Source organism: Photobacterium carnosum (assembly GCF_002849605.1).
GTDB lineage: Bacteria > Pseudomonadota > Gammaproteobacteria > Enterobacterales > Vibrionaceae > Photobacterium > Photobacterium carnosum.
The window spans coordinates 71,976-93,400 of sequence record NZ_NPIB01000017.1 but is presented as its reverse complement, the minus strand read 5'-3'; the positions used below and the strand labels follow the sequence as shown (position 1 = coordinate 93,400).

Below are 21,425 nucleotides of genomic sequence, written 5' to 3'. Positions count from 1 at the left end.
TATATATTGCAGCATTACAACACTAAGCGGGGCCATAGTTATAACAACTATTTACCGCCAGTGGTGATGGAAGCAGCCGCTTAATTTAAACACCTATAAAGGTGTACAGTTTTACTTGACCACTTCAAGACGGTCAATTCATAGATATCGTTAATAGTTGGTTCTTTGACCTAAAAGCAGTAAAACATTTAGTGGATCTCAGCTCCTATTCAAGAGCATTACGTTTATACTGGTCTTTTCTAGAAGAGCAAAATCTCGAATGGAATAGTTTTCCTCCTATAAAAAGACTAAAACCTACATATCAATTTAGACACCATCTAATCACACTCATTGAAGATACCGCAATAGCCCATTCAACAGCAAATCATTACTTAAGCCATGTTGTTCAATTTTATATCTGGGCGATTCATGACAATTACCTCAATATAGAAAATGAAAATACAGCTCCATTTTGTCTTGAATTTATTGACATAAAAAGGAATGATAAACTCGCACATCTAAAAAAGAAATTTACTGTTCAAACTAGCGATTTAAGAATTCGTGTTCCCAAAGTAGCACATACAAACAATGTAAACACGATGAATGCATTAAGTCGAGAAGATCTAAAATTAGTAGCGAATAAACTATTAAATGAATCTATAGAGTTTCGATTACAATGTTTATTAGGGCTTCAATGTGGATTGCGAATAAATGAGATATCCACATTAACAGTTGATGCGATCAATCAAGCGATACCACTTACAGAAAATAAATCTCGTTATTCCATTACTATTGGTTTAGATAATGGTGTACAAACAAAATATAAAAAAACTCGAAAAATTGAAATTTCATATCGATTACTCATAACACTAAAAAATTACTCTATTAGTGAGCGCTATTTAAAACGTTTAAAAAAACTTAAACATAAGCAATTAAATGTAATACAAAACTTGCCAAATCATAAAATGAGAAATTTAGAGCGAAGTATCATCTTTACTCCTCTTTTTATAAGTAATTATGGCAATCCTACTGAAAGTAAAGTAATTAGTGCTAGATGGGCTGATTTTAGAAAAAATGTTCGTATGATTGATTTATCATTCAATCATAAATTTCATGATTTACGCTGTACTTATGGAACATACAGACTCAACGATTTACTTCAATCAAACATAGATACTAGTGAAGCACTCGATTGTATCATGTCATGGATGGGACATAATCATGAACAAACGACTTGGAAATATTTACGTTACTTGAAAAGAAAGGAAATACTCTTAAACCAATTATCTTTATTAGATGAAATAATGCATGATGCTGTAAATGGAGATGTAATTAATGAATAATTTAATCTACCTATCAAAATGGAACCCAGAACTTTATATTACACTTAAGAAAGATGATATTCATCGAAGATACATAGATTTTAATAGAGTTCAATATTTCAACCTTCCACGTAAAAACAAAATAATTATAGGTGAATGTACTTTTGCAAATCGTGATGAATTAGTTAATAAATTCAAAAATGAAATAAACTCAATAATTAACACCTATGCTGTTGAAAGTATTATTTCTATGACAACTAAAACATTTTCTTATATTTGTTGGTGTGATAAAAACAAACTATGTTTATTTACAGAACTATCACTAAAACAGTATAGTGAGTACCTTTATCAACGAGTACAAAGAAAAGAAATAAAACGAAGCTCATATTGTCATATTATACACGACCTAAAATTTATATTTTCTCTTTTAGGTTATAATGAAAACTATTTTGATAATATATTATTAGTATCTAAAAATGATCAAGAATCAAACCAATCATATTCTCGTTCAGATCTAAAAAAAATATTACCTTTATTAAGAGCATTATTTAAACAAACTGCGACTCAATTTTTAGACAATCCTGAAAAGCATAAATCTAGTTATGTTTCATCATATACTATGACTTTTGAATGGAATGGAAAAAAATATAAGATTTGTAGTGGAATAAGCAAAATGATGGTAGCTGCTACTTATTTAATGGCTTATTATACTAGTACTAATACTACCCAATTATTTACCCTTAAACGCCCCAAAAAAGCAGGATTTAGCATTAAAGATGAATGGTATACAATGCCAGTATTTAAACGAAGATCTTTTAAAATAATTCATGTTGAAATTGGACAACACAATCTCAATATACCTAAATATTGTATGAATTTTTTTGACACTCTTCTTAAAGTCTCTACTGCGATAGATAATTCAAAAGATGCATTATTATTTCAGTTATGTATAACTAATGATGTAGTACCTATATCATCATCAACCTTATCATCATTTAATCAAAGATTTATACGTAGATATCATCCAATGACAGATGATAGAGGTAATGAATTATTACCTAAAATATCAAGATTTAGACAGACTGGAAGTCAGTTATCACAAATAAATCAAGGTGAATTAGCTTCTTCTATAATCTTAGGTAATACCCCTAATGTTATACAGAAACACTACACAACTGGTAATCATCATGATAATAATAAAATGTTACAAGAAACTATTTCAATCCGTTATGAACAAGCTCGAACCAAAGAATCAATAAAAAAAATCAAAGAAACTCTTCATATATCAACATTAACGTATGAAGAATACCTTAAAAAATTGTCTCCAAATTTAAAAGTATCAGCAAATGGTACGTATTGCTCAGATCCTTTTGGCAATAAATCAAAAATATTCAATAAACGTTCAAGTAAATACAAAGATAACCTAACACTAGCATGCGCTGATTTATTAGCATGCTTTGGATGTGAACATCAAGTAATCATACAATCAGTTGATGACATTTGGTGTTTATTATCCTTCAAAGAAAACTTAGAAGAGTCATTATATCTTCATATAGATAGTAAACATTATGAAGATAATTTCAAAAAAACAATAGACTTCATTAATAATAAAATATTACCAAAACTTGATAAAAAACTAATTAAATCATCCAATTATAAGCTTGTAAATGAAGGAAGACATCCTCTCTGGAAAGATATTGATTCTATGATATTATCATAAATAGGAATTTTAAAATGACTAATAAATTAAATATACCATTAGATTATCCCATTGAACATTTAACTCCTAACTATGATATTGTATCATTAGTGAAAAATAAAGAATGGGACAAATTGAATAGTATTCCTATCTGTAAAGATAAAGAAAACAATATAATATCTAAATTTATTGATACAAAATGGAGTTTAAAACCTTACTTTTCAGAAAATCATATCAGGGAACATCAATTCAATTTTGAACAATTCAAATCATCATTTACATTAACAATAGAATTGAAACTAATAATTTATGGATGGATATTTCATAAATCAGGTCGTCAGGTTGCTCCTGCAAAGCCAAGAACGATTATAAGTCGTTATTCAGATTTGAAATTAATCTATCAATTTTTACTAACACATGAAAAGACATCACTTAAAGCACTTGAAGATCCTAAACTTTGGAATTCTCTCGAAGAATATATTATAGAAAAAAAATTATCTCAACATACACTTACACTTAAATTTGTAGCCATAAATAATATTCTATTACTTCAAAAATGGATTGAAATTGATTTCAACATACCAAAAATAAAATCTAAAGATTTAGCTAAAAAATTAAGTAATAGAACACAGCAGCAAACATTAACAATCCCTGAAAGAATAGCAGATATAATATATTCAACAGCTATTGAAAAAATTGAGGAAGCGTTCCCATATAGATATTCTTTGTTACAAACTGAAATTGATCTTCAAGATAACTATCTTTCTCGATCAAATGAAGTAGATAGATTAATTAAGAACGGTAATTTAAATAACATTACAACTAAACGTCGATATTCAGCAAAAAAATCAGAAATAAAGTCAACTCCAATATCAGAAATAATAAATAAAAATTTAAGTAACACTTCATTATCTCATTATAATTTTGATGGTAGAAGTTGGATCTCATACTATAATGACCTAATTACAGCATGTTATATTTGCTGTGGGGCATTCACTGGAATGAGAGAATCTGAATTAAAAGAATTAAATATTGATAGTTATTTTGAAGAGAATATAGACGGAAGAACTTTCCATTTACTTCAGTCTAAAACATTTAAACTTGGTGAAAAGAAAGCGACTTGGGTTACTGCTGCTATTTGTAAAAAAGCCATTGAATTAATGTCCGTTGTAACAAAAGAATGGCGATTATTATGTGGCGAAAAATCACCGACTAAAAATAAGAATATATGGATAAATCAAGTCGTCCGTTCCGAATCTCCATCTACAATCACTCATTGGTCTTATAGATTAAAAAGATTCGTTATATTGAACAATATTATTGTTACAAAGAACGATTATGATGAGTGTATAAAATCCAATCCCAATAGTTTGAACTTAATAAAACAAAGTATTTTCATAAATAAACCGTGGCCTTTAAGTTCTCACCAATTTCGGCGTTCACTCGCTTTTTATACGGTAAAACATCGCCTTGGAAGTACAATATCCTTAAAACAACAGTTTAAACATTTATACTTACAAATGACGGAGTGGTATTGCGAAGGAAGTATATCAAATAGATTAAAAGATCTTCAAATGGATAAAGACCTACAAATACTATTAGATGAAACAAAAATACAAGATACAACTCAAAAATTTTTTGATTGGGTACATAATGATAAACCATTATCAGGAGTTCATGGTAAAGCTATAGTTGCAATGAGAAATGATATCCCTCATATTTATAGCTCATGGGATATTATTTATGACATTGTAAAAAAAGGGCAGCTCACCTTACATGGAACAATGCATAGCTACTGCAAAAATGGATATAAGTGTGATATGGATGGCATTATAAATCCGACTTTTTGTATTGATTGTTCAAGTGGAAGTAGCATTATTGATGAAGATAACGCTAAATGGTGGCAAAAAAAACATTTAGACTTAACTAAGTATCTAGCTTCAAATATATCAGTCTCAGTTTCAATTTATTCTCATTGTATTACTCAAATCAGGGCTGCAGAAAGTGTCATGACTGATTTTGGAATAGATTTTAGTGTCTATACACATCCAGTAGAGTTTAAAGAATTATGAGCAAAAAAGAAAATACTCTATACGCTCTTGAAGCTGCTTTAGAGCGTATTCTACAACAGCAAACTAAACGTATACCCTCTACGCGGAAGCTCAGTGTACGCGCCGTAGAAGAAGAAGCAAACCTTGGTAATGGTAGTGGATACTATTATCCTGAAATAATTACTAAGATAAAAAAAGCGAAAATCAATTTACCTTCTCATGGTGAGAGTCCTACCAAAGACGTATCACTAAAATTACGAGATAGAATAAAAAAAGAAACTAAAATCAAAGAGAAATATAAACAAAAGAAAAATGTGCTAAAATCACTTGTTTCAAAAATGGCTACTGATCACCATCATTTCAACGATGCACTTAGAAAAGCTAATGCCCAAATAGATGAACTAGAAAAAATAAATACTGAGCTAAGAAACCAATTAGCCGATTTTAAAAGGAATAAAATAAAAAATATAAATTAAATATTTATATTAGTTTTAAAAAACAAACACTAAAGTGTATAAAATACTATACCATATACTTATTTGTTCCATCAGAATTGATTATAAGCAATTTTATATCCAATTTTTTTAGTATATCATATTTTAAAAATTGTCCGATATCGTCATGCCAGAGACAAGCAATTACTTTTTGTTTATTTGGATATCTTAAGCTATAAGTTATTATTTGACCAATTGCCTGAAAAATATTAGCTCTAGTACCAAATTTTTTTACTTCAACTAATTCATATGTACCAATAATGTCTACTTGTCCACCATAAATATACATATTAGTTTTATTTACATCAGAATTCGCCCCATCAAACATTCGTAAATTAATAAGATAATTTATAATATCTCTTTCTGCTAAATCATCAGCATAAGAATGTCTATCAATATGTTTTAAGTTAGATATCTTACCATGAGTGTTAGTGCCGTTTTTAGAGTTAACTAATGATCCTCGTCTTGACCTAGACCAACCTGAAGGCCTCTTTTTTTCATATCTATCTTCCCCTTCTTTATCTTTTTTTATTTTACGTATCATTTGTTCAGATAATCCATATTTTTCTGCTATTTCAGATATTTTTATCTCTCCTTTCAAATCACCGTATATTTTCCTATTTCTAATAGACCTGTTATTATTATTAAAATCAACAACTTGATTCTGAGCCACATTATATGAGCAATGAACAATATCTGCCACATTCTGAGTATTGATAGATATATATTCATCTGGAATTTTACTGCTATTTTTGTTTTTTCTATGTAAAAACTCACAGCAATTTGTACAAGCTTTTTTTAAATCATCAGCATTTCTTGGTAAAGCCGGAGCATGTTCTGCATTTGCAGATAATGATAATTCTATTGCTAAATCTTTATTACCGACATTAATAATTTTAGCTTTTATTTCATCAATACCTGATAGTATATGAGCTTCTAATCGATGGTAACCATCAACCAAATAATATTTTTCTTCCCCTATATTCATCTCATTACTTTCAATGATGGTTATTGGGGTTAAATTATCGCCCTCTGAAATACTTTCTATTAAATTAGCAATATGTGCTTGAGAATGATTAGCTCTATGTTGTGTTTCTGGAGCTATGATAATATCATCTATCATTACATCTTTAACCTTTACATCATTTTTTTTATTAATCATTCTTATTCCTCATATTCACAACGAATAAAAAACATATATTTCAATGTTTTATAATAAATATTGAGTTTTCAAATCAGAATATATTATTATTTTTAATTTAAAAATCACATATTAAAATTAATTATAGTGTAAACCACTTACAAATATCATTTAATTAATAAATTTCATATAACTAGTTTAACTTAAAACTTATACTGCGATATATTTATTAGCTCATAGTTAAACATCAAGTCATCTTTTAGCAGAGAGACTATACCGTTGATTACAAAACCAACACCTCTATAAAACATTCGGACAATCGTTGTGTAATCATCGCTATTAAGTGATATTTCGATCTATAACGAGTTACATTAAAGAGATTACAATCCTCTTGTAATTCCTTCTATTTATTAGGAAGTATTTTATTAAATTCAAATAAATTATATATGGAATAATTCCATTATTAATGGTAAAGGTGTCAAATTTAATTAATGTGACATCTCTACTTTTAATATCAATGTATAAATTACACTAAAAATCTATACCTATTCATCAACAGTTACAATTCCAAAAGATTCTAACTTTAAATATTTTGACTTAAATATATTCGATGGAATCTTCTTCTTTAAAAGTTCATAAAAGTTTTCATCATGAGTAGAAATCACTAACTGATTATCAGATCTAAAAGCAATATTTCTCAAAAGATCAATAATACTTAGTACATTTATTGCATCCATAGATTGGATTGGATCGTCAATAAAAATACATCTAGCTTCATTATCATTACCTGAACTTGTATTAAGTGCCTTTGCTAAAAATATACTCAAACTTAATACATTAACTTGTGCCGAACTAAAATTTAGAGCAGGAGAAATTCTATCAGTTTCTTCCCCCTTTACTTTAATGTGAAGTTCTGGATATTTAGCTGGAACATAATCAAATTTAATTTCTTTAAATTCAGGATGAGGGTCTATAGAATTATATATTTCATTTATCAAATTCACATGAAAATAATCATCAATAAATCTTTTTATTTCATTATCAATAATATCAATATCTGCAGTTAAAATATATTTCAAATCAATATTATTTTTTATATCAATTTCTAATTCAATATTTTCTTTTTGTATACTAATACTCTCACTTAATAAACCTGCTTTGCTTGATAAATTTGTTAAAACATTCAACTCATCAAGCTTAACTACGGTCTTTGCTAAGCTATTTTCTAATTGGCCTAACTTTAAAGTGATATATTTTTTACAATATTCTAGATCAGACCAATAAGAAATATTATCTGGAAAACATTTTTTATATTCTTTTAAATATTCATCTATTTCTATACAATCTACATCAATTTCTTTTATTAAACTATCGATATAATCACTCGTTGCATTTTTATACTCTAATGGTATATTGCTCTTAAGTTCATTTATTCTATAGTTTTCTAAATTTATTACGTTTGACAATTCATTTATTATTATTTTACTTTTCTCTAAATGTTTATTTAATAATTCTTGAGAATAATTAATATCATTGAATACATTATTAAGAAAAGGAACTGACTCTTTTTTAAAATCTTTATATAAAGTATCATTGATAATATAAAGTTGTTCTTTATTTGAAATTGAAATTATATTATTAATTTTAGAAATTTCTTTTTTTGTTGCATCAATGTTTTTTATCACATTGTTTATTTGATAATTTATGCCTGAATCATTACGGAGCAGATTATCCTTCCTTGTTAATAAGTCATTATTAAAATCTTTTTCTGACTTATATCCTGTTAATTTTATTTTATCTTTTAATTGTTTTTCAAAATCACTTAAAATATTATTTATTGCTTTCTTATCTATATTTAAAGAGAAATTTTCAGTACTAATGCTATTTTTAATATTTAACTGTTTATCAAGTTGCAATATAACTATAGAGCTATATTCTAATTCTATTTTTTTATTTTCATGCTTTATGTTTTCAATTTTTTCTTTTATTTCTAAATTATTTTTAATTAAATTAGCTGATAATAAACCTATAATTTTATTAGATTCTATTGCAGCTTTAAGCTCTTGGAAGTTACCATATTTTTTACTACACAATGGACAATCTGACGATTCAGATTTATTTACAATCTCTGTACCTATACTAATAAGCTTTGATAGCGAATTATTATGACTTTCTAATTCCTTTACTTTAATATTACTTTCAAATAAATCAGATTCTAATGCTATTAATAATGAGTGATTATTCTTAAATATTTCATACAATTCATTTAACTTATCTTTTTCTTCAATTATATTATCACTGCAATAGCTTTTAATATTTACTTGAGAGAGCGAAATTATAGCCTTTTCTACTTCAAGAATACTTTTATAATTTCGAGTAAGTTTTTCTTCTAGCTTCTTAAGCTTTAATTTATCTCGTTCAATATCTAATTTTAATTTTTTATTTCATCAAAAATTATAATAGATTTGTTTATTAAATCTATACAATAACTGAGTTCTTTATTAGTATTATTTGAAGTTATTCGTAATTTTTCTAGTTCAGTATTTGATTGTTTAATTTCATCTTCACACAAAGATATTTTATTCTTAGCATCCGAGTTAATTTCTATTTGATCAAAAAGCTTTCTATGTTTCACATAGAAAGCTTCAGTGTTAGATAATAATAAATTTATCTTGTCTATATTATCTAGCCAGATGATTTTTTCTTTTTCATTTTTACTTAAAATATCATTTTTACATGAAATAGTAACTAATTTATTTTGTATTTTTAAAAAATCATTTTTTTTAGTTAAATTATTTTTGTTTTTATCAATTTGTTCATTTATTTGATTAAAGTTTATAATGCATTTATTTGATAATTCTATTTCCTCTGATAATGCATTTACTTCATTAGAATATTTATCAACATATTCAGAAAGTTGCATTGATAGTTTTTGATGAGTATTAGTATCATACCTTCTTAAATTGATATTAAAATCTAGACCTAAATCTTTACAAATGGATATTTTCTCATTAAGCTTGTTAATTACATTAACATCTATATTAAGTAAGTCGAGTTTCTTTTTTTCTCTTTAATACATTTTTTTATTTCTCTGACATTCGATTCAATATCACTAACGACTTGACTTATACTTATTCTTTTTTCATTTAATTGAGATAGAGAATTTACTTGCTTAGTAGCAAATTTATTAAACCTATCAGCAGGATTAGTCTCTCTTAAAAAAGCATCAATAGCATCCTGACTCAGTAATAAATCACGAAAATACTTACGTTCATCAGGGGTATTTGAATCGTCGAATTTGTAATCTATTCCTTTAGTATTATATTTGATAATTTTACTTATTATTTCTTTGTTATCTTCAGTTTCAATTACAACCTTTGTATCTAATTTTGCTATTTGATTCTCTTTGTTTCTGTTTCGAATTATAAAATTTTGTTTCTTAGCGTTCTTTTTATTTTGAATCCTTGTTTTATCATCTCTAATATAACGAGTAATATTACTCGTATAACAGTAATCAACTGCATCATAAAAAGATGTTTTTCCAAAACCATTAGGAGCAAAAATAGTCACGATTTTCGCAACTTGTGATTTATCCTTATTCCACGAAAAATCAAACGTTGAGTCTTCTTCTTTAAAATATGATTTAAACGCTTGAATTTTTACTTTCTTAATTTTCATTTGTTTTAATCCTGTCAATTTCTTTAGCAATCCAAGCCTGTCTTTTATTAATAGACTCATCTTTTTTATCTAAAGGAAGTTTCATTTCAATTAATATATCACTTGTTTTTGAAAGTGGTTGTTCTATTACTTTAAATGCTGAACTATCTGACAAATTAATATTAAAAGCTAAAATTCGATTATTTATTATATTCCTAATCTCAGGTTCTGATATATAATCATTAACTTCTATGATTATTTTTCTAGCTGCAAATTTATTATTTTCAATTTTATATTTCAGCTCTTTTGAGATATTAAATGTACAAGCGAATATTATGTAACAATTCCATTTAGAAAAAGTTGATTTAAGAGTAGATATGTAATTAATAGCAACTTCATTTGTCAAAGCTTCCCAGTTAGACCATAAATATTCTTCGGAATTTAACTGAATAGATATACAACTAAGTTTCGACTCTTCGTCACTGCTAACTTGACATACATGAAGCCATGAAACCACATTGTTAAACTCAGCTTCAATTGAAAAAATTTCTGATATATTTAATAAAAACCCCTTATCCACAAACAATATCCTCCATTGATAGAAATTCCAAATATCCATCCCTAATTATTTTAAGGATTTTTTCTCTATCTGTTATTCTATTGAGTTGTTCAAATTGCAATTCTTTATCAACAATACAATGTTCATGAAGTTTTGGAAGGTGAATAATTGAAATTGACTTTTTCATAATATATAAGGCATTAGTAATTGATTCTTCGTCTATTGCGTTTGCAACGTTATTGGGGATTTTATCTCTATAGAGATTAAGTGTATCTGGCTTAGGAGGCATTTGACCAAAATCAATAATGAGAAGTTTTCCTTTTTCTTTTAAATGTTCTACATTAGCAGATAAAATATTATGTAAATGATGTTTGTAACCTTTATCAGAATTAATATAGATAAGTTTAAAATTAGATTTTAAGTATTCAATTAAATCACAGTCCCAGATTTCTTTACGTTCTAATAAATTATTCACATAAAGAAACTCAAGAAATGCAATCCAAATCTTTTCGTTTTGTTTATCTGAAGAGCTACAACCAATAAAATCTAGTATATCATTATGGTGAGTAAGAATATTAAAAGGCGTTATTTCACAAGAACCTTGTAAATAATCTGAGTTACCTTTTATTACTCCTGTTGCTTTTTTTATATCTTCTATAGAAAAGCAATTATCATATTTAAATATATCTTCTTTTAGCTCAAATATATTTTTAAAATATGGAGGGTTTATCTGAGGTAAATTATTTAGATTTAAGATAGTGAAAATATTTTCAATTGAAACACTCAATATTCTACTTACATATTCACCTGGTTTGTCAAAAGCAAAATCAATACCTACCAAAAAAGGTTTACCATTATTAATATGAAAGACACCGCAACCAGAGAACCCTTCCATATCACTTAACTGAACAACATCTGGCACTCCCATAGTCATTATATTGTCATTAATATCTAGGAAGTTCAAATTATACGTTTCTAACCATAACCTACGAGACAACTGCGTATTTCTATGACGGCCACTATAATTTGGATATCCATAAATAACTAGATTTTCATTTCTTTGACATTTTAAAGTTGATAAAGGAATATCTGAATTAATATATTCTATTGTTAATATAGCTAAATCTAAAGTCGGGTGAATAAAAGTATCGAGGACTCTTATTTTAATATCATCAGGACTAAATACTGATATATCACTAATAGATAAAATTCCTTGTTCACTATTATTTTTATCTACTTGAATTACATGTTTTGCCGTAACTACATAGCTATAGTCTGTAGTCATTGCTTGAAGTAATACTCCACTTCCATCATTAACTACATAAGACACATTTTTAATTTTACTTAAAGCATCTGTCATATTTAAAATTCTATTGTGCCATCTAATATATTAAATTTTTTGTTCTCTAAATCTTCTAGTTCACATTTTTTAAATATTTTAGAATCGATAACATTAGGATAATTGAAAAAAATCGAAGCCATTGGTTTAACTGAATATACTCTAGCTAAAGTTACCTTATTAGGTAATCCATGTTTGGAACCATCTGTAGATATAATATATTTATCACAGTCAACAATTCTTAAAAATTCAATACTAGTATTATATTTACTACCATGATGAGACAGTTTTATTAAATCGAACCTATTCGATTCACCTAATTTTAATAGCTTCTTTAAGTTATTTACTATAACACTATCACGAGCATCACCAAGTAGAAGCGCTCTTTTATTTTTATATTCAAAGATAAAAGCCAGAGAACTACCATTATGAATAGTATTATCTTCCTCGAAAATATCAGACTCAATAAGTTCTAAAAGTGTTTTATCATAATCAGTATGAGTTGATGAGGTCAGACTATTAGGTTGTTCCTTTTCCCACTTCCCTAATAACTTTGAAAGTTGGTCTTCATTTGGTGAGAGGAAGGTAAATTTAATACCAAAGATATGAATAATATCACTAGCCATGATAATATTCTTATCCCAGATACCTTTACGTTCAATAATCTCTTCAAAATCTACACCTTGTCTTATACTTGTATACCCAACCTCTCCAGAATCATTAAGTACTATCAAATTTTCATTTTCTTGTTGATTAAAATACTCATTAATTAGTTTGCCAGAATTAAACCAAACTTTTTTTGTCAGCAATGACAATAATCCATCATTTTTAAAACCTTTTAATAATCCTCCAATATGGTCATCATCTACATGTGTGATAATTAAAAGATCAATAACTTGTTGCTGTTTATTTATTTTTGAAAGTTCATTAAATAATTCTCCTTTAAATTGGCGATACTCATAAGCTTTACTTGGTCCACCATCGATTAATATATTACGAAAAATACCATCATCAAAAACGCCACTTATCAGGATGCAATCTCCATGAGCAGCCTTTAGTACTTTGACATTGAAACTCATTTTAAACCCTAATAAAACAAAAACTTAATGAATTTATATGATAATTGTTTTTATAGGCCACTCAAGTATTTTTAACAATAAGAGTAATTATATTATGATATTTGATAAGTATTTCAAAAATTTAATATTTTAAATATTTTTATTAAGTTTCCAAATTGTTACTATTGTTTAAATTCACCATCCGTCATGATCGGTTATTGTTAAATTACATCCAATAAAAAACAATATCAATATTAAGTTTTTATTAATAATGATAATTAAACTAGTACTCAATTACATTATTAGTATTTATCTTACTTAAAGCATACCTTTAAGCATCCAAGTTCATTATTGATATCACTCCATTAAAATACCTGTTGTATACGCAACTAAAGCAAAATTAGTTAACTCAAACTACAACAAAAGAATTAATGGAGTATATGGAACAGTAGCTTAAATCAATTATATACTGAACCAACCAAATCCAAATGAGTTAGATATAAACGCATATCTAGCTCCAACTGATGATAATTAGGCTCCATATGGCAACAAAGTTGATAGAAGGCTTTGTTGTGATCTTTTTCTTTTAAATGTGCCAACTCGTGAATAGTAATCATTCTTAAAAACGCTAAAGGAGCAGATCTGAATACTCGTGCTATTCTAATTTCATTCTTAGCTTTCAAATTATTCCCTTGTATACGAGATACAAAAGTATGAAGCCCTAAAGCATTATGAACAGAATGAATGTTCTTATCATAAGCCACCTTGCTAATCACAGGTGTCTTTTTTATATATTTTCTTTGTAAATCAACAATATAATTATACAATGTTTTTTCTGTTGTAATATTATGTTTTTCTGGATATTTGTTCGTTAGGTACTCACCTAACTTTTTAGTCTCAATAAGTTGTTGTACTTGCTCAAGTAGTTGAGGCGAGTAACCGGATAAATACACTAAAGTCGTCATACAATAATATTACGCTATACCTAGAATAATCCAAGTCTATCGATAAATGCATTTAAAAACGATAATTTTATTATTCTGGAAAACTTATTAAATTTTCATTATTTCCACCAAAATATCGAAAAAATCTCATTTTTCTGGAAAATAGCAATAAACCTTATTAAACAAAGCATTCCAGAAAACTTCCAGAATTCAAGTGTAAAGGTAACTTTGACATTTAAGAGAAAAAGAGCATAACAAAGCCTTCTACCAACTTTGTTGCCATATGGAACCGCAATACCATCAACTTGAATTTGATATGCGAATGTACTTAACGCAAGTTGAACATTTTGGTTCTATTTACAATTAAGGTTATGATACTCATCATAGTGTAATTATGAGATAACATCATGCAACAAGAAGAATTTGAAATACTTGTAAAAGAATTAGCACAACTTGATTCAGTATCAGCAATCCTTGAGACGCTAGCAAATAATGAAGAGCCAGAAGTAGCAGAAGCTGCGGCAGCATTAATTGGCCACTTTAGTCTAGCTGAAATTGACGGTGAAAAACGTATTTACCACGTATTTAGCCAAGATAATGACCAAGGTGAACCTGAAGAGTTTGCAGAATGGGTAATGAATGATGGCGATGAAATGATGCGTTTTATTGCTTGGTTCTTTTACACTACATTTGAAATTACAGATAAAGAAACATATTTAGCGGCTGGTTGCGCTTACAAACCAGTTAAACGCAACTAATCATACAATCATTGCCAACGATAACAGTTTGTCGTTGGCTTTGTTATCTATAGACATAAACAATATTAATAAAAAACGACAGCATCACTAACAGCTAACCCGTTTTTAGCCTACAATAACGTCCAAAATATTATGATTCAGGTATAAACATGAAAATTTGTTCAGTTGAACTACGTAGCAATGAAGCTATTATTTGCCTACTAACTTTAGAGGGCGGAATGGTCGGTATTCCAGAATGCCGTACTCAGAAGTTCATTATGGATAATTCTCTTGATAACCAAAAAATGAGAGATTTCCAATTTGCATTTAAAAAACTACTTGATGACTACAAAGTAGAAAAAGTTGTGATTCGTACTCGCGAAACACGCGGAAAATTTGCAGGAAGCTCTGTCGGCTTTAAACTTGAATCTGCTATTCAGTTAATTGATGATCTTGATGTTAACTTTATGTCTAATGCAGATATCAAAGAAAAATTAAAACGTAATCCTATGGCTATTGATTTCCGTGCAACGGGCTTACGTCAATTCCAAGAAGCTGCATTTACTACCGGTTATGCATTTCTTGGTCGCTAATAACAGCGGCAGCAACTAATAAAAAAGGCAGAGCTCATCTAAATGCTCTGCCTTCTTCTTAAAGTTACATTATTTTTTAGCCGTAAGTTTTTGATAACCACCATCTAAATTAATAAGTTTACATCGCCCAAGTAATTTTAATAAAGACATCGCAATAATGGAACGATAGCCACTACCGCAATGGATAATATATTCTTTATCTTCATTTGGTAACTGACCTTGAATAATATCAGATAGTGGTAACTTCTCAGATTGACCGACTGATCCCTGTTGATACTCATCAGCTTCTCGTACATCAAGTACTGCCAGATCTGTATGCTGCTTTATTTTTTTAAATTCATCCGTTGAAATATGATCCAATGCTACTCCTGTAGTCTCTAGCTCTACCAATTTAGCATTGCGATACCCAAGATCATTAACGATAACCATGATCTTATCAGCATCAAGAGCAGTAGCGATAACCTCAATATCTGCATTTTTATCGGGTAATAATAACTCTAACCAATACTTAAAATTACCACCATTAAACCCAACAAAAACACTGCCTTCAATATGATGATCTAAAAATTCTTCTGATGATCGAGTATCAATAATAATATGTTTACGATCAGTAAATATATGCATATGGATTATCCTTTACTTTGCAAAATTTATAATCTATTAATAGCATAATAAACACATACATACCTTAGATATTTTACAAATAAAAACTTAAGCTATTTAATAAGTTAGCAATAATACAGCCCCAGAATAATTACAGGTTAAATAATATTTATTATTGTAATCTCACGCCAACGACCTATATTATTTTGATCTTCAATATATTGTTGACTATTGTTCATATTAAATTGTTTTTTACTCATCTCAATAACATAATCTTTACCATTATCATCCGTAAGTTTAGTATCAATAGCCAAACTTATTTTTGCTTTTCGCGTATGTTTTTCAACTAATCCTACATCAAGGAAATATTCTCCTATTGATATATTCTTAATTTTAAATTTATCTGTAATAACATAAATAGGATTTTTAACATTCTCATTATCAGCAGGAAGCCAATTAACAATATTTGCTGTTGATGTATAATAAGCAACAATATTACCATTCGCAGATCTCAAACGCCAAGTAACCGGATAATTACTATAAATAGGGGCAACACCTACATTTTCCCACGTTGAATCGATGTATAAATAATCATTCTTATGTACTACATTATTTACTTTTAGTTGATTTAATTGATATCGATAACCTAGTTTATTTAGAAACTGTTTAACTAACAATTGATATCGTTTAGGAATTGCACCTGATTTAGCATTAATTAAAGAAGCATGCTGTTTTAATGCAAAATCAAACGTTTTCAGTACCTGATTATACGTAAGGCGGTGGGTGTTTTTAATACTATACCAATCTTGTAATGATCCTTGGCAAATTTCAAAATCAACGGCTGATTTTTTCCAACGTTGATTAAATAACATATCTGGATATTTATTTGTTGATGCATCAGTCATATGTGAAATCATTGTTGGATAACCATCTTCCATATGATTCCATCCTTTATTCCAGTCACCTAAGCAATCAACTCGCCAGCCAAACCCCTTTTGAGTTGCATAGCTAAGATAATCACCTTTATTGGTGCCAAGCATCACTTTTGGCGTATGTGGGAAAGCTTTAACTATTGCATCAATATAAGGTTTAAGATCTTGAACTTTATAACCATTATCTGCCATTCCTACACTTAAGCTACTTTTTGATGAATACCCCGATAAATTCCATTCGCCCCATGTGCCCACCATACCCACATCGATACGTAATAGTGTTTTATTATGATCATAACGCTGACCTAATGTTGATAAAAATTCTTGAGATCGATGAATAAACTGCGGGATTTTAAACATATTTACAGCTTCTTCATCAGATAAATGACAGCTGGTTCCGTTTAAGCCATGACCATATAATTCGTCTACAAGCCAGCAGGGAATACCACTACTATCTTTATTTACATCAACATCATAAATAGGGTCGCCTTTCCCTCTCAGTGCCATAAAACGAATGACAACTTTCTTATTTACTGAAGCGGCGTCTTTTAATACATTATCTATTTTCCTTTCAAGCATCGCTTCATCCAGGTTCGGATTATCCGCGGTCGTTAATTGATCCCAATACCAACGATAATAAACAGTACTGGTGTCTGGATAAGATAGAACAGGCTTATCACCATAAAAAGGATTGGTTGGTTCATTACTAACTATTCGTTGTAACTCTGTAAAACCTATACCTGGATTCGTTAATATATCATCACTTTTTTTGGGATAAATAACAGAAGAAGTGAGAAGCAAAGAAAGTAATATTGAACTCATTAGATGTCCCATCAAAAACTAAAAACAAAATACATGATATTTGAAATATCATGTATAGAATAGAACATAATTGATCTTTAGATCCTCTTTGTTATATATAACAACATAAACAACTATGCATATAATTATATTATCTCTTATCTCTTGTTTTTTAATAATATCTAATATTTCATGAAAAAAAATTTAACTATTGGATTTCAATATCAATCTATGCGATCTTGTTTAGATTAAGAGTTAAATCATAGATATAAAGGAATTTATGGATATAATTACTGAAACATTTACCTATTTATTAGCCAATAAACTTCTTTTTACTATCATAATAGTTGCAATTATTACTCTAGTACGACGAATTATTTTATCTCAAGTACGAGGTGATGAATTTTTCGTTACTGAAACGCAGCGTAAATGGATGTCCCGAACTAAAAATGGCACATTTATTTTAACCTTAGTGATTTTATTTATATTATGGCGTTCAGAAATCAATGAGTTCGCACTCTCTGTCACTGCAATTGCGGTGGCTATTGTTGTTGCATCTAAAGAAATAATCCTATGCTTCACTGGATCAATTCAACGTGCAAGTTCGCGTTCATTTCGAATTGGAGACTGGATAGAAGTTGGCAAAATTTGTGGTGAAGTGATTGAACACAACATGATGGCAACAGTGATTCAAGAAATAGATCTTCATCACGGCCAATATCATTACACGGGTAAAACGGCAACACTACCGAATAGTATGTTTTTTACTTATCCCGTTAAAAATCTCAATTTCATGAAACGCTATGTCTATCATAATTTTTCAATCGTTGTGAGAGACTTTGTAAATCTATACCCATTATTACCAATAATGATCACTAAAATTGATCATCACAGTGAAGATTTTATTGATGTTGCTCGTCGATATAACAGTGTTATTGAAAAACATGCAGGTGTCGATCTGCCAGGATCAGAACCTCATATACACATAAGTAGCTCAAGTACTGGCGAACAAATAGTACATTTTATGCTGTTTTGCCCGACAGAACGAGCCACACATCTAGAACAAGATATTCGTCGGGATTTCATGGAAGAATATCAACGTGCATTTCCGTCAACGGCGGCATAATCTGGTAATGGTAATGGTAATGGTAATTCAAATTAGAATTACCATTCATTCTATTTTAGGCTTTATTTTCTACTGTTACAGCAGCTTCAATCCCATCATACAATGCAATAAATTGCTGAGTCAGCTTATGTTTAGGATCAAAATATAACATTGGACACTGTTGATAATGCGATTCTTTCATTTTTATCGATTGAGCTAAATAGGGCTCTAAAATAGGAAAACCAAGCGTTTTTATCTCATCTATAATTTGCCGTGGAAACTTTGCTTGTGTATTAAACATATTAACCACAATGCCTTCTAAGGCTAAATCCCGATTATGATCGTCCCGCAACTCAGCCAGATTATCCATTACTTTAATTAAAGCTTGCTGAGAAAAACTATCACAATCGAAAGGAATTAATAACTTATGTGCAGCAATCAAACCCGCTTTTGTATAAAAATTTAAATTAGGAGGTGTATCTATATAAACACGATCGAAATCTGCCGCTAAAGTATCAAGTACTTCACGGAGTTTATAAATTTTATAACGTCGTTCAAGCTCAACTTCTAACTTATCGAGTTTAGGGCTCGACGGAATAATAAATAGATTATCATACGCAGTTGCTTGAGGGTAATCACGAACAGGTGTCGACATCGCAAACCAAGAAGCTGTTTGATTGAGTAATTCAGCAATCGTTTTATCATTAGGCTGATTAATATCAATCCCTAAGTAGGCACTACTATTACCTTGTACATCAAGATCAACCACTAAGGTTTTATAACCTTTAGCCGCACTGATTGCCGCTAAGTTAACAGTGATACTTGATTTACCCACACCGCCTTTCTGATTAAAAATAATCCTGCGCATCTATTTCATCCTTGATCATCGATAACTATTAATAACTATACACATACACGCATATAGTTGTTAGTTAAAGATATCATTTGAATCAATATTCTATAACACAGTCATTTATTCATTGTTATATCCGCTAAATTTGATAAAGCTCTAACGGCAATCCATCTGGATCATTAAAAAAAGTAAATGCTTTATTTGTTATATCATCAATACGAATCGGCTCAACATCAACCCCGTTATCTTCTAAATAATGCACGGTAACTGCAATATCATCCACAGCAAAAGCCAAATGACGTAATCCTTGTGCTTCCGGATAACTTGGTCGTTGCGGCGCACCATTAAATGAAAATAACTCAATTTGACTATTATCGGGCAATCTCAAATCCAATTTATATGAATCGCGATCTTCACGATAAGTTTCACAGACAATCTCTAGCTGCAATAATTGTGAGTAAAACGCTTTTGATCGTGAATAATCACTACAGATAATTGCTACATGATGAATGGCTTTTAACATTATTATTCATCCATTATTGTGGGCCCATTTGGCACATCGATGGTATAAAAAGGAGCAAGTAAACGCGGGTTATGCTTAATATCAACTTTATTAATCAAAGTTTCATTATAATTTAAGTACATTAACTGTGGATTATCACTCACGTCTAATGTTTTTAAATGATTAAAGCTGACATTCACTATCTGTAATTGAGGATTATCCGACAGATCCAAATCAGCCAATTTATTATGTTCAACACTAACAAGTTGTAATTGATGATTATAACTAATATCTAGATAGGTCAGTTGATTTGATGATAAATCTAAACTATTTAAACCAGTTAAATAACGTATTTCTCGGGCATCTCGTATATTAAAATGGCTACACGTTAAGACAGTGATCTGTTGAATATTTTCTTCACCTTGGGCAACAACACAACGCTTAAAATTAGGATCACGAAATGTTAATGCGCTGACTGTTTTAGGTTGCGCACAGCCAGTAAGTATAGCGCTAGTGATAACCGCAATAACAACTATATGTAAATGACGGTGACGATATTTCAACACCTGACTAAACCTGCCTCAAAGGACGAATCACTGATTCTAATCCTTCTATTTTAAATTCAAGCGCTAACGCCATTAATGTTCCCAATTGACCTTCAGGAAAACCTTTTTTTTGAAACCACAGTAAATATTCATCAGGTAAATCAATTAACACTCGACCAGCATATTTACCAAAGGGCATTTTCATATTAGCTAATTGTACAAGATGTTGTTTTTGAAACATAAATACCACACTAAAAATATTAACAACTTAAATAGCAGCAGCTAAAAACAATAATTCATATTAAACAGACACCTTATATACATAAGGTATTATATTAAAAAAATAGATTTTATATAGAAATTTACTCAATTAATATCCTATTATTTAACAATAGAACATTTACATTTTTAGCGATCTTTGTCACACTTAACGCCCGTTTTTTCATTTATAGCAAACGGGACAACAGGTAATCACTCACATTTTTATTTTCCTATTTATACATCGACGATT

The 21,425-nt window shown here is 29.0% G+C and carries 21 protein-coding genes and 1 pseudogene; 8 read left to right on the top strand and 14 right to left on the bottom strand.

Annotated elements, in window-relative coordinates:
* Nucleotides 1-191: 191 nt before the first annotated feature.
* The 4 genes from CIK00_RS13885 to CIK00_RS13870 are packed head-to-tail and all read left to right on the top strand — an operon-like array spanning nucleotide 192 to nucleotide 5,527.
* Nucleotides 192-1,322: a site-specific integrase gene (locus CIK00_RS13885; RefSeq protein WP_101769432.1), complete on the top strand. Its 1,131-nt coding sequence runs from the start codon at nucleotides 192-194 to the stop codon at nucleotides 1,320-1,322.
* Nucleotides 1,315-3,021 carry a hypothetical protein gene (locus CIK00_RS13880; RefSeq protein WP_101769431.1) on the top strand — a complete coding sequence of 569 codons (1,707 nt, stop codon included), beginning with the start codon at nucleotides 1,315-1,317 and terminating at the stop codon, nucleotides 3,019-3,021. Before CIK00_RS13885 ends, CIK00_RS13880 begins: the two co-directional genes overlap by 8 nt.
* Before the next feature lie 14 nt (nucleotides 3,022-3,035).
* Complete coding sequence (locus CIK00_RS13875; protein WP_101769430.1) at nucleotides 3,036-5,072, top strand: hypothetical protein; 2,037 nt, start codon at nucleotides 3,036-3,038, stop codon at nucleotides 5,070-5,072.
* Nucleotides 5,069-5,527 carry a hypothetical protein gene (locus CIK00_RS13870; RefSeq protein ID WP_101769429.1) on the top strand — a complete coding sequence of 153 codons (459 nt, stop codon included), beginning with the start codon at nucleotides 5,069-5,071 and terminating at the stop codon, nucleotides 5,525-5,527. The genes CIK00_RS13875 and CIK00_RS13870 overlap by 4 nt, the downstream gene beginning before the upstream one ends.
* A gap of 46 nt (nucleotides 5,528-5,573) precedes the next feature.
* Here CIK00_RS13870 and CIK00_RS13865 read toward each other — a convergent pair whose 3' ends face one another.
* From CIK00_RS13865 to CIK00_RS13830, 8 genes are all read right to left on the bottom strand, one after another.
* Nucleotides 5,574-6,707 (bottom strand): ParB/RepB/Spo0J family partition protein, encoded by a 1,134-nt coding sequence (locus CIK00_RS13865; protein WP_101769428.1) that lies wholly within the window; start codon nucleotides 6,705-6,707, stop codon nucleotides 5,574-5,576.
* Between the two features lie 524 nt (nucleotides 6,708-7,231).
* Nucleotides 7,232-8,947: a hypothetical protein gene (locus CIK00_RS13860; RefSeq protein WP_101769427.1), complete on the bottom strand. Its 1,716-nt coding sequence runs from the start codon at nucleotides 8,945-8,947 to the stop codon at nucleotides 7,232-7,234.
* A 170-nt stretch (nucleotides 8,948-9,117) separates the two neighbouring features.
* Nucleotides 9,118-9,609, bottom strand: coding sequence for a hypothetical protein (locus tag CIK00_RS13855; protein WP_101769426.1), 492 nt, complete (start codon nucleotides 9,607-9,609; stop codon nucleotides 9,118-9,120).
* Nucleotides 9,610-9,722: 113 nt separating this feature from the next.
* Nucleotides 9,723-10,364, bottom strand: a complete 642-nt coding sequence (locus CIK00_RS13850; protein WP_167388564.1) for an AAA family ATPase — start codon at nucleotides 10,362-10,364, stop codon at nucleotides 9,723-9,725.
* Nucleotides 10,354-10,923, bottom strand: coding sequence for an ABC-three component system middle component 1 (locus CIK00_RS13845; protein WP_101769424.1), 570 nt, complete (start codon nucleotides 10,921-10,923; stop codon nucleotides 10,354-10,356). Before CIK00_RS13845 ends, CIK00_RS13850 begins: the two co-directional genes overlap by 11 nt.
* Nucleotides 10,916-12,262, bottom strand: coding sequence for an ABC-three component system protein (locus tag CIK00_RS13840; RefSeq protein ID WP_101769423.1), 1,347 nt, complete (start codon nucleotides 12,260-12,262; stop codon nucleotides 10,916-10,918). The genes CIK00_RS13845 and CIK00_RS13840 overlap by 8 nt, the downstream gene beginning before the upstream one ends.
* Before the next feature lie 2 nt (nucleotides 12,263-12,264).
* The gene (locus CIK00_RS13835) at nucleotides 12,265-13,320 is read right to left on the bottom strand and encodes a ComEC/Rec2 family competence protein (protein ID WP_101769422.1); all 1,056 of its coding nucleotides are present in this window, start codon (nucleotides 13,318-13,320) and stop codon (nucleotides 12,265-12,267) included.
* Nucleotides 13,321-13,757: 437 nt separating this feature from the next.
* Entirely contained in the window at nucleotides 13,758-14,264 is a 507-nt protein-coding gene (locus CIK00_RS13830; RefSeq protein ID WP_101769421.1) for a M48 metallopeptidase family protein, read from the bottom strand.
* Nucleotides 14,265-14,475: 211 nt separating this feature from the next.
* On the opposite strand from CIK00_RS13830, the pseudogene CIK00_RS21705 reads away from it, so the two are divergent.
* From CIK00_RS21705 to CIK00_RS13815, 3 genes and pseudogenes are all read left to right on the top strand, one after another.
* Nucleotides 14,476-14,610: pseudogene (locus tag CIK00_RS21705) on the top strand (metal-dependent hydrolase); the annotation flags it as partial.
* Nucleotides 14,611-14,650: 40 nt separating this feature from the next.
* Complete coding sequence (locus CIK00_RS13820; protein WP_101769420.1) at nucleotides 14,651-15,001, top strand: hypothetical protein; 351 nt, start codon at nucleotides 14,651-14,653, stop codon at nucleotides 14,999-15,001.
* Between the two features lie 149 nt (nucleotides 15,002-15,150).
* A complete protein-coding gene (locus tag CIK00_RS13815; RefSeq protein WP_101769419.1) occupies nucleotides 15,151-15,573 on the top strand; it encodes a DUF3010 family protein in 423 nt (140 codons plus the stop codon).
* A 69-nt stretch (nucleotides 15,574-15,642) separates the two neighbouring features.
* Here CIK00_RS13815 and CIK00_RS13810 read toward each other — a convergent pair whose 3' ends face one another.
* Entirely contained in the window at nucleotides 15,643-16,197 is a 555-nt protein-coding gene (locus CIK00_RS13810; protein ID WP_101769418.1) for a rhodanese-like domain-containing protein, read from the bottom strand.
* Between the two features lie 137 nt (nucleotides 16,198-16,334).
* Nucleotides 16,335-17,930: a DUF4832 domain-containing protein gene (locus CIK00_RS13805; RefSeq protein ID WP_167388563.1), complete on the bottom strand. Its 1,596-nt coding sequence runs from the start codon at nucleotides 17,928-17,930 to the stop codon at nucleotides 16,335-16,337.
* 259 nt (nucleotides 17,931-18,189) lie between these two features.
* Between CIK00_RS13805 and CIK00_RS13800 the strand changes: the two genes are divergently transcribed.
* Nucleotides 18,190-19,035, top strand: a complete 846-nt coding sequence (locus CIK00_RS13800; RefSeq protein ID WP_101769416.1) for a mechanosensitive ion channel family protein — start codon at nucleotides 18,190-18,192, stop codon at nucleotides 19,033-19,035.
* 55 nt (nucleotides 19,036-19,090) lie between these two features.
* On the opposite strand, the gene CIK00_RS13795 is transcribed toward CIK00_RS13800, so the two are convergent.
* The 4 genes from CIK00_RS13795 to CIK00_RS13780 form a co-directional block, all read right to left on the bottom strand.
* Nucleotides 19,091-19,882, bottom strand: a complete 792-nt coding sequence (locus CIK00_RS13795) for a ParA family protein (RefSeq protein ID WP_101769415.1) — start codon at nucleotides 19,880-19,882, stop codon at nucleotides 19,091-19,093.
* Between the two features lie 124 nt (nucleotides 19,883-20,006).
* A complete protein-coding gene (gene gloA2, locus CIK00_RS13790) occupies nucleotides 20,007-20,390 on the bottom strand; it encodes an SMU1112c/YaeR family gloxylase I-like metalloprotein (RefSeq protein ID WP_101769414.1) in 384 nt (127 codons plus the stop codon).
* 2 nt (nucleotides 20,391-20,392) lie between these two features.
* Nucleotides 20,393-20,935: a leucine-rich repeat domain-containing protein gene (locus CIK00_RS13785; protein WP_232576690.1), complete on the bottom strand. Its 543-nt coding sequence runs from the start codon at nucleotides 20,933-20,935 to the stop codon at nucleotides 20,393-20,395.
* Between the two features lie 4 nt (nucleotides 20,936-20,939).
* Nucleotides 20,940-21,155 (bottom strand): DUF3820 family protein, encoded by a 216-nt coding sequence (locus CIK00_RS13780; protein ID WP_101769413.1) that lies wholly within the window; start codon nucleotides 21,153-21,155, stop codon nucleotides 20,940-20,942.
* Between the last annotated feature and the right edge of the window lie 270 nt (nucleotides 21,156-21,425).